Genomic DNA, 10,296 nt, shown 5'->3' on the forward strand with positions numbered 1-10,296 from the left:
CTTGTTAAATTGTTTATATCTGAAATAGTTCATACAGAAGACTCCTTTTTGTTAAAATTATACTATAAATTCAACTTTGCAACAGAACCCATAAAGACATATTCGTAGTTTGATGATTCTTCTTCATACATGCTATATAAAAAGTCAAAATTCATATGTGTAACAAATGAATCTTGAATGCCAGTCCCCCATTTTTTCCATAACCTTGGTGAAATAATAAGTGAATCACTCCATCTAGGTAGTTTATTATTAAGGTAGTTTTCTTTATCAATTTCATTTAATTTCATAAACTGATTTGAAAATTCTAAATACTTATCATCATTTTCTTTTAACCACGACCATATACAATATGTCTTAGAGTTTTCAGGAAAAATATTTAAATATATGTTTTCTATATTGCTATCTATTTTAAGGTTGTTTATTCGATTACCATGAATATCATATTCTAATCCATATTTCATTGAAATAGCAAATTCAGCTTCATAAGGTAATTCCCATATGCTAAAATTAACTTTATCAAAATCGTTATTAATTAATAAATCATCAAAAATTAATTTTTCATTAATGTTATCTTCCATACCTAATTCAAGTCCATTTTCAAGCACACTAAAATTTTCTAACAATAACATGTCAAAACCGTGTGCATCCATTCTTTCTTTTAGTATAGAATTGGCTTTTAGTTGTTCCTGTTTTTTATGATAATGCCATGCCATAGTTCTATATGTTAAAAAGAAAACTTGCTCCTGTGTTCCAATAAATTCACAATCTTCAATTTTTTGAAATAGTATTTTATCATGATAATTACAAAATCCTGAAAATGTAGTCGCTATTTTCCTTCCTCTTTCTCGTATATCTTGAAAAATTATATTTGAATTTCCATCTGTCGTTATAAGATGTCCATTTTCTGCAACTTTATTTAATATTTTATTATTTTGTATGGCGTGAGCTTTGCTTATTTTACCATCACATTTGTCTTTCTCTGGATGAAGGCACTGTTTAATACGAGCATTTCTTTCCATTGATTGAGTAGAATAAATAAACGCTTCTGCAAGTTTTGTTTCATCTGTCTTAATAAGGCAACATTTTTTATATTTTTTACCACTATTGCATGGGCATGGATCATTTCTTCCTGTTCTCATGACTGAACTCATTTTTTGTTAATTCTCCCTCCAAAATTTTTTATATTATGAACAACCTATTTCTTAGTTTTATTTATGATACGCTTCTGCTTATCAGTTAATGATGCGGTTTATAAAGTAAGATAAATTTTACTTATTTATATATGTATCAAGTATTATATATCATATAATTGCACCCTATTCAATTTTTAAGGAATATATCTCTATAAATTCAGCAATATGCTATAATTTTTTAAAATTTCAACTGTATCAACTATATAAAGAAACGCTCGCATTATACGAGCGTTTCTTTATATTCTTGTATTCTACTTCCGATTTCATCTCTAACACGTTGAAATTCTGACCATTCTTTTCCTGCTGGATCATCAAATCCCCAGTGTTCTTTTTTGACGTTAGGTGGTATGATGGGACAATTATCATCTGCATTGCTACATAATGTTATGACTAAATCTGATTGTCTTAAGATATCATTATCAATCAAGTCTGATGTATGATTTGAGATATCAATACCTACTTCTTTCATAGCTTCTACTGCTTTTGGATTAACACCATGTGTTTCAATTCCAGCAGAATAGACATAAAAACTGTCACCTAAAATTTTCTTTCCCCAACCTTCTGCCATTTGGCTACGACAAGAGTTGCCAGTACATAAAAAATAAATTGTTTTCTTATCCATAGTTAAAGCCTCTTTTCTTAAAATATAATTAGTGTGAGATATAAACCTAAGAGTGTGACAAATAGTACCGGAATAGTAATAATGATTCCAGTTTTAAAATATATTCCCCACGAAATCTTTACACCTTTTTGTGTTAACACATGTAGCCACAATAATGTTGCTAAAGAACCAATCGGTGTGATTTTCGGTCCTAAATCAGAACCTATTATATTGGCATAAACCATACCTTCTTTAATGGTTCCTACTACATTAGATTGTCCAATCGCTATAGCATCGATTAAGACAGTAGGCATATTATTCATAATGGATGATAAAAATGCTGATATAAAGCCCATGCCCATAACACTACTGAATAATCCATGACTTGAAATATTAGATAATACTTCAGCTAAAATTGATGTGATGCCAACGTTTTTTAATCCAAATACAACTAAGTACATACCTATAGAAAATAGAACAATATTCCATGGTGCACCTTTAATCACTTGTTTAGTATGAACTGCAGGAGAATTACGAGCTAAGATCACAAAGATAAGTGCAATCGTACAAGCAATGATCGATACAGGGATTTGAATAAACTCACTAACAAGATAGCCTACAAGTAATATTGCTAATACTAGCCAAGAAATCTTAAATAATTTTAAGTCTTTAATTGCATCATTTGGGTTCATAAGATGCTTTTTTTCGAAAGTTTTTGGTATAGATGTTCTGAAATAAAGCCATAATACAAATATGCTAGCGATCAGAGAGAATATATTTGGAATAATCATTCGACTAAAGTACTCAATAAATCCAATATTAAAGTAATCAGCAGAAACGATATTTACTAAATTACTCACAATTAATGGAAGTGATGTAGTATCAGCAATAAATCCACTTGCAATAATAAAAGGGAATATTGTTTTTTTACTGAAACCCAAATTTCTTACCATCGCTAATACAATTGGCGTTAAGATTAAAGCTGCACCATCATTTGCGAAAAATGCAGCTACTATTGATCCTAATAGCATAATATATACAAACATTTTTAAGCCGTTACCGTTTGAAGCTTTGACCATATGTATTGCAGACCATTCAAAAAATCCAATCTCGTCTAATATTAATGAAATAAGAATAACAGCTACAAATGTTAAAGTGGCATTCCAAACGATACTTGTTACCTCTAGTACATCAGAAAAGCTAACAACACCTGTAATAATAGAGATGACCGCCCCAATTAAAGCTGTAATACCAATATCTAAACCTTTAGGTTGCCATATCACAAAGATTAAAGTTAAAAGAAAAATTACAATTGCTAAAGTCGTCATCATCAACATTCACCTGATTTTATATTTTTACATACACAACGTTGGTTATATGTGTTAATAATGTTTATATTTTGATTGATATCATCTAAAATAACATGATTAAGTTGATACATATGTTTGTTACCATCTTTACGTGTATAAACTAATTCGTTATCTACTAATAACTTCATATGATGACTGAGTGTTGGTTGTGAGAATTGAAAGTGCTCCAACAAATCACAAGCACATAATTCACCACAAGAAAGTAAGTCTAATATTTCCAATCTGCTTGGATCTGATAACACTTTTAATATTGTTGAGAGTTCTTTATAAGACATATATCTACCTCCTAGATATTAAATAGATTAACAACTATATAGATATATGTCTATGTAGTTGTTTGACTGTATCGTAATTACAAGTATTAAAATCGGGATGAAGAGTAGTTAATGTCGTTTCAATAAAAAAAGGCACATCCACATTATTGAACAATTCGTCAATATGTGATGTGCCTTTATTACATTTATATATAATTAAATATTAAATAAATCATTAAATGATTCTATCATAGTAGGATGTGTATATATATTGTCACGTAAAACTGTATAGTCAATATTTTGGTCAATTGTCAGTTTTACTAAATTAATGATTTCCTCGGATTGTAAACCATATAAAGTAGCGCCAAGTACTTTATTTGTTGTTGCGTCTATCACAACTTTAAACAGACCTCTAGGATCATTATTAATTTTGTGACGAGGTATATTACTTACTGGTAGTTTACCTTCTTTAATTTCATACCCTTGTTCTTTTGCTTCTTTAGCAGTCAATCCTACACGAGATAATGGAGGATCTATAAATACCGTATAAGGTACTGCACCTCTATTTTCTGTAGTGCGAGCACCTGAACCGAATAATTTGTCTTTAACAATTCTAAAGTCATCTAAAGAAATATAAGTGAATTGCATGCCACCTTTTACATCACCTATTGCATAGATATGTTTGACAGCTGTTTCCAACTGATTATTGACTTCTATTTCGCCACGTTCACCTAGTTTAATATCAGTGTTTTCTAAATTTAAGTCAGTATTTGGCTTTCTACCAATTGCGAGTAATACCGCTTCTGCTTCAAAATCACCTTTATTCGTTTTAGCGATTGTATATCCATCTTTATCTTCAAATTCTGAAGTTTGAGCACCTAACTCGAATTTTACACCTTTATCTTCTAAATCTTTAATCGCATGTGAAACGATTTCTTCATCTTCTCTTGCCATTAATTTATCATTCGCTTCTAATACAGTCACTTGTGTACCAAAGTTCGAAAACATAGATGCGAATTCTAAAGAAATATATCCTCCGCCAACAATAACTAACCGTTTAGGTTGTTCGCTTAAATTCATTATTCCTGTAGAATCATATAAATGTTTAGATTCTTTAATACCTTTGATATCATGAATAACAGGTGTTGCACCAGTATTTATCACAATGTCATCTGCTGTTAAAGTATCTACAACTTTGCCTTGTTCATCTAATAAGTCTACTTCCGTATTGGATTTAAAGCTAGCCTTGTAATCTAATACTGTTATATTTTCATCGTCTGCTAGGTTATGATAATTCTTTTTATTAAGGGCCGTTACGACTTCTTCTTTACGCTCAAATGCTTGATTGAACGATCCACTTTCTAATCCTTCGTGCACTAATGTTTTAGATGGAATACAGCCGATATTGATACATGTACCACCATACATTTTTTTGGATTGTTCAACAACTGCTACTTGTTTCCCTTGAGCTGAAGCTGTTTTTGCTAGTGTTTTTCCACCTTTACCAAACCCTAAAATTAATAAATCATACTTTTTCATTGTAACCCTCCATTAAAATATCGTTTAATATATCTCCAATAGAAATATTTTGATAATATTTTTCTATTATTTCAAATTCTTTTCGATGGTAGTTTGACATTACTCGACTCATTTCATTTGAAATTTTACAGTCACTTTCTTTTGTACCTGTGTAAATTCTGCCAAATGATTGACTAGAAGCGAATAATTTAAATAAATTGGATAATGGCGTATCTAACACATTACCATTTATTCGATACCCTCCATATTTGCCCTTTTGTGTTGTAATGTAACCTTCTTCTAATAGTTTGCTCATAACTCTTCTTAATTGCACAGGATTAACACAAACTTTTGATGACAATTCGACACTACTAAATCTTTCAGATGAATGTTTACTTAAGAAAGTTAATACGTGAACCGCGATATTAAATTCTAAATTCAATGAATCATCTCCTTTTTAAATGTAACTATAACAATTATATTTAAACATATCTACTTCTTAAGTTCAAATAAAAAAATCACGCCTATAATAAGACGTGATTTTTTCTGATAAAATTATTGATTGTTGTTGATATAAGAATCTGGATTAACTGAATATTCATTACCTACGCCACCTTGCATACGTTGAAAATGCAAGTGTGGTGCTGTTGAATTACCAGTATTACCTGATTGTCCAATTTGTTAACCTCCTTTCAGCTAACTAAGCAATTTCACTATTGTTATATAAGTATAATTAAAATAGCTTTATATCCAGTTTACCAATTGGATACGGAAAATTACAGTTATTGCTAGCACTGTATACTTATAACTGATTATTACAAAGACACTTTCATCTTTTTAAAGTCCAGAAAATACTTATAATTTACTAGATTGTCTACCAATATCATACATGCTTCTAGTAATCATCACATTTGCAGCACATAAATTAAAAAAACAGCCCGATAAGTTAGATTTTCAATCCGACTTTCGGGATGTACGTCCTTTTTTATGCTAGTATTTTATAATTCATTTTATGAGATAAATAAACTACAAATAAATGTCCAAATACAAACGAGAATTAACAATCCGATACTGAAACGCATTGCCATTTTCATCAGTTCTGATTCTTTACCTACTTTATTAACTGCTGCTGTAGCGATAGCAATAGATTGTGGTGATACAATCTTAGCAGTTACACCACCAGCTACGTTAGCTGCAACAAGTAATGAACCTTTTGTACCAATTTGTTCAGCAACAGAGGCTTGAATTGGCCCAAACAATGAATTATTGTTTACGACAGATCCCGTCATAAATACACCAATCCAACCAAGTAGTGGTGATAGTAATGGAAAGGCAGCACCCGTTTTAGATATGCCTTGTCCCATAGCATTACTTAGTCCACCATATGTTGTGATTTTGGATACTGCTAAAATGAAACAAATGGTTAACACCGAAACCCATAATTCTTTAACTGTGAGACCCAGTAAATGAACAGCAGTTTTAAAGCTCATATTTTTCGCAATAATAATTGTAATGATCACTGTAATTAGAATAGCTGTACCTGTTTGAGCAAAGAAATTGAATGTTAGTTCATTCTGTTTATTAGTCACAGCATTCATTGTTCCTGGCACATTAAAGTGCACAGCGAGTGCACTAAGGGCACCACCTTTTTCAAATAAACCTTTAAATGCTGGTAAACTCCAAATCATCACAACAATCGTTAAAATGATAAACGGGCTCCATGCATAAGTGATATGTCCCATAGAATGTTTAGGCACTGCATCTGCTTTTTCATCTTTATTAATTCTGAAAATATTTTTAGGTTGCCATTTTCTTGAGAACAATGCTAATGCACTCATTGCTACCAGACCAGGAATAATATCAGCCAACTCTGGTCCAGCAAAAGCTGCAATAAGTACTTGTAAAATTGTGAAAGTAACTGCCACAACTAAAGTGGCTGGAAAAGTTTCTTTCACACCTTTAAAGCCATCCATAATATACATTAATAAAAATGGCACAACAAAACTAATAAAGCCTAATGTTAAATTACCAATTAACGCTACTTGAGATGACGTTACGTCGCCTGGTAAATTCAACGTATCTACAATTGCAACTGGTATACCTACCGCACCATATGCACCTGCAGCTGCATTACTTACTAAACAATACATCGCAGCTTGCAAAGGTTTAAAACCTATTTGAGTTAATAAAACTGCACAAATAGCAATAGGTACGCCAAAGCCTGCAGCACCTTCTAAAAATCCATTAAATACGAAGCCAATCAATAATAATTGAACACGTTGGTCTCGTGAGACACTCGCGATACTATCTTGAACAATATCAAATTGGCCACTTTTTGTAGCAATTTTATATAACCAAACTGCCATGATTACAATAAATCCGATTGGGATAATGCCTTGATAAAAGCCCTCTAAAGTAGCACCGCCTGCAATACTTCCTGGTAATTTAAAGAATGGCATAGCAACAATAATTGTTACGATTAATGTTGTAATTGCTGCATATATACCTTTCATTTTAAATACAGTCAAACATAATAAAAATAATATAATTGGTATTGCGGCTACAATACTTGAAAGTAGCAAATTATTAAAAGGGTTAAAACTTTCAACTAACATATTTGCTCGCTACTCCTTTATTCTGCTTGTCTTATTTCTTTTGCAATATCTTTGTAGTCAATGTCCGTATTTGTAAATGCTTCATCATCGACAGCAAAATGTTGTTCAAATGTTTCAAAGTTTTGAATTTCTACCGTAACGTCTGAAACTTCAAAATCCAATACGTGTCCGCCAAAATTACGGTCATCATTAGCGAAATGAACATGGAAACCTGCTGAACCAATACCATGGAACAATTCTGGCGTGAAGAATCCTACAACAGAACCTTTGATATTTTCTTCAATTTGTTCAGGTTGTCTATTCGCTGAGTTAATCAATCTTGTATATGGTGGTTCTTGTCCTGGCATCATACGTACATGCATTTTTTTAAATGTACCTGAAATTTTAACAGCAGAAAATAAATTTTTACTTAACATTTTTTCTTTAACTTCATCATAAACTTCTGCTGAAGGTTTATTGCTCGTGCTATACGTTTTATCAGGTGTAAATCTTGATACTGTTGCATATGGTGATAATTCGTCACCTACCAATTCTACAAATTCTTTATGTTCGTTGGCATGATAAGCTTTACCATCAACGATAATCACTTCACCATCTGAACCTGTTAAAGTCGCAATACCAATGTCTCCATGTTTTAATAAATCATTGATTGAAGCAGTACCCTGTAAAAGGCCTGCCATCAATGTACCTAGTGTGCCGTGTTGATATAGTACGTTAGTCATAACTTTATTCACTCCTATTTTGATAAATAATTAATCATTTTCACCGTTTAATTCGATATTAGTTAAAAGCGTCAGGTAACATATTTGTTGAAAGTTTAACATTATCTTTGTAATTCACTGGGATATCAATTAATACTGGTCCTTCAGTTTCGTATCCCTCTTTAATTGCCGCTTCTAATTCTTCTTGATTTGTTACACGTAATCCTTTAGCACCAAATGATTCAGCATATTTAACGAAGTCAACTGAACCAAAATCTACGCCTGAACTACGTTCATATTTCATTTCTTCTTGAAATTCAACCATGTTATATTTACCGTCATTCCAAATTAATTGGATGATATTAAGATTTTTACGTACAGCTGTTTCTAAGTCTTGTGCTGAGAATAAGAAACCGCCATCGCCAGCAACAGATACAACTTGTGTATTAGGACGTACTAAAGCAGCTGAAATAGCCCATGGTAATGCAACACCTAACGTTTGCATGCCATTACTGAATAGCAAGTGTCTTGGATTGTAACTTCTAAATTTACGTGCCATCCAAATATAGTGACTACCTACGTCTACAGTTACTGTTGTATCATCTGATAATACTTTTTGCATTGACTCAATGACTTCAACTGGGTGTAACACGCCATCTTCATGTGTTGGTTTGATACCACTTGATTCAAGTATATGCGCTCTTAAAGTTTCTAATTCGTCTAAATGTTTTTGACTGACAAAAGGTTCATCGACTTTGTCAGAAATAAGTTCCATTGTGCCAGCAATATTACCAACCAATTCTTTTGCTGGTTGCATATGATTTGTAATTTCCGCTTGAATTTCATCTATATTAATAATTTTAGTATCTAATTCTTTATTCCAATTGCTCGCTTCATATTCAATTGGATCATAACCAATCGTAACAACAAGGTCACTTTTTCTTAATAATTCGTCACCTACTTGGTTACGGAATAAACCAACACGACCAAAGAAATGGGATTCTAATTCACGACTAATCACACCTGCACCTTGGAATGTTTCTACAACTGGTAAATTTGTTTTTTCAACTAATTTACGGATTGCATTCGTTTCGTCTGAACTTGAACTTCTCATACCTGCTAATAATACAGGGAATTTCGCGTTTTTAATCGCTTCAATTACTTCATTAACGTTTTGTTCACTTGGCACACCTAAACTAGGTTTTTGACAAAGTGCAATCGCTTGTGATTCAACCGGTGCAGAAATAACATCTTGCGGTATGCTTATGAAACTTGCGCCATTTTTACCTGAAGTTGCAGTTCTCATCGCATTTGTCATAACTTCTGATAATGACTCTGGATCTTGAACTTCTTCGCTATATTTTGTTGAAGATTTTAATAATGCTGCATTATCAATACTTTGGTGCGTTAGACGTAATAAATCGTTACGTTTAACTTGTCCACCTAATGCTAATACAGGGTCTCCTTCTGATGTCGCTGTTAAAAGCCCAGTCGTTAAATTACTTACCCCTGGGCCACTTGTTACTAAGGCAACACCTGGTTTACCTGTTAAGCGTCCTATACCTTGTGCCATCATTGCCGCGTTTTGCTCATGACGCGTTACAATAAGTTCTGGACCGTCATCTTCAAGTGCATTGAATAAGTAGTCAATTTTAGCACCTGGGATACCGAATACATAATTCACACCATTATTTTTCAAAGTGTTTATTACCATATTTGCTGCTGTATAATTTTTGTCAGCCATTTTACATTCATTTCCTTTCAAACTTTAATGAAAAAACCATTAATCATTGCAAATAAATTAAATCATTAACTTTACAATGTATTAAAAAATTATTCACATTATATTATTATGAAAAATTCATATTTAATACTCTAAATTAGCGCCGCTCACATTTAGTCCTATACCATGGCATGTCATTACGAATAATTTGCGCTGTAAATTGATTACATATTTATTATAAAATACTGCAACATATAAATAAAATACATATTTGTTATAGGTGCCATTCCATATTAGAATGGCACCTATAACAAATATGTA

The 10,296-nt window shown here is 32.0% G+C and carries 9 protein-coding genes and 1 pseudogene; all 10 read right to left on the minus strand.

What is annotated here, in order from left to right:
* Positions 1 to 62: 62 nt before the first annotated feature.
* Positions 63 to 1,151, minus strand: a complete 1,089-nt coding sequence (locus tag CD129_RS01155; protein ID WP_115336957.1) for a YecA family protein — start codon at positions 1,149 to 1,151, stop codon at positions 63 to 65.
* Positions 1,152 to 1,413: 262 nt separating this feature from the next.
* A complete protein-coding gene (gene arsC, locus CD129_RS01160) occupies positions 1,414 to 1,815 on the minus strand; it encodes an arsenate reductase (thioredoxin) (protein ID WP_002511804.1) in 402 nt (133 codons plus the stop codon).
* A gap of 17 nt (positions 1,816 to 1,832) precedes the next feature.
* Complete coding sequence (gene arsB / locus CD129_RS01165) at positions 1,833 to 3,122, minus strand: arsenite efflux transporter membrane subunit ArsB (protein ID WP_040762716.1); 1,290 nt, start codon at positions 3,120 to 3,122, stop codon at positions 1,833 to 1,835.
* A gap of 2 nt (positions 3,123 to 3,124) precedes the next feature.
* Positions 3,125 to 3,439 carry an ArsR/SmtB family transcription factor gene (locus CD129_RS01170; protein ID WP_002511806.1) on the minus strand — a complete coding sequence of 105 codons (315 nt, stop codon included), beginning with the start codon at positions 3,437 to 3,439 and terminating at the stop codon, positions 3,125 to 3,127.
* Between the two features lie 195 nt (positions 3,440 to 3,634).
* Positions 3,635 to 4,957, minus strand: a complete 1,323-nt coding sequence (merA, locus tag CD129_RS01175; protein ID WP_002511807.1) for a hypothiocyanous acid reductase MerA — start codon at positions 4,955 to 4,957, stop codon at positions 3,635 to 3,637.
* Positions 4,944 to 5,378 (minus strand): redox-sensitive transcriptional regulator HypR, encoded by a 435-nt coding sequence (gene hypR / locus CD129_RS01180; protein ID WP_002511808.1) that lies wholly within the window; start codon positions 5,376 to 5,378, stop codon positions 4,944 to 4,946. Before hypR ends, merA begins: the two co-directional genes overlap by 14 nt.
* Positions 5,379 to 5,491: 113 nt before the next feature.
* Positions 5,492 to 5,617: pseudogene (locus tag CD129_RS13370) on the minus strand (M23 family metallopeptidase); the annotation flags it as partial.
* A 329-nt stretch (positions 5,618 to 5,946) separates the two neighbouring features.
* Positions 5,947 to 7,551, minus strand: coding sequence for an L-lactate permease (locus CD129_RS01190; protein WP_103170144.1), 1,605 nt, complete (start codon positions 7,549 to 7,551; stop codon positions 5,947 to 5,949).
* A gap of 17 nt (positions 7,552 to 7,568) precedes the next feature.
* Entirely contained in the window at positions 7,569 to 8,273 is a 705-nt protein-coding gene (gene budA / locus CD129_RS01195) for an acetolactate decarboxylase (protein WP_115336956.1), read from the minus strand.
* A 58-nt stretch (positions 8,274 to 8,331) separates the two neighbouring features.
* On the minus strand, positions 8,332 to 9,996 hold the full coding sequence (alsS, locus tag CD129_RS01200) for an acetolactate synthase AlsS (RefSeq protein WP_115336955.1): 1,665 nt from the start codon (positions 9,994 to 9,996) through the stop codon (positions 8,332 to 8,334).
* Positions 9,997 to 10,296: the final 300 nt, after the last annotated feature.

The sequence above is a fragment of the Mammaliicoccus fleurettii genome (assembly GCF_003970575.1).
Taxonomy (GTDB): domain Bacteria; phylum Bacillota; class Bacilli; order Staphylococcales; family Staphylococcaceae; genus Mammaliicoccus; species Mammaliicoccus fleurettii.

Excerpts from the sequence above, each read along its gene's own strand:
- CD129_RS01155 (WP_115336957.1), bottom strand. The coding sequence starts at position 1,151 with ATGAGTTCAGTCATGAGAACAGGAAGAAATGATCCATGCCCATGCAAT.
- arsC (WP_002511804.1), bottom strand. The coding sequence starts at position 1,815 with ATGGATAAGAAAACAATTTATTTTTTATGTACTGGCAACTCTTGTCGT.
- arsB (WP_040762716.1), bottom strand. The coding sequence starts at position 3,122 with ATGACGACTTTAGCAATTGTAATTTTTCTTTTAACTTTAATCTTTGTG.
- CD129_RS01170 (WP_002511806.1), bottom strand. The coding sequence starts at position 3,439 with ATGTCTTATAAAGAACTCTCAACAATATTAAAAGTGTTATCAGATCCA.
- merA (WP_002511807.1), bottom strand. The coding sequence starts at position 4,957 with ATGAAAAAGTATGATTTATTAATTTTAGGGTTTGGTAAAGGTGGAAAA.
- CD129_RS01190 (WP_103170144.1), bottom strand. The coding sequence starts at position 7,551 with ATGTTAGTTGAAAGTTTTAACCCTTTTAATAATTTGCTACTTTCAAGT.
- budA (WP_115336956.1), bottom strand. The coding sequence starts at position 8,273 with ATGACTAACGTACTATATCAACACGGCACACTAGGTACATTGATGGCA.
- alsS (WP_115336955.1), bottom strand. The coding sequence starts at position 9,996 with ATGGCTGACAAAAATTATACAGCAGCAAATATGGTAATAAACACTTTG.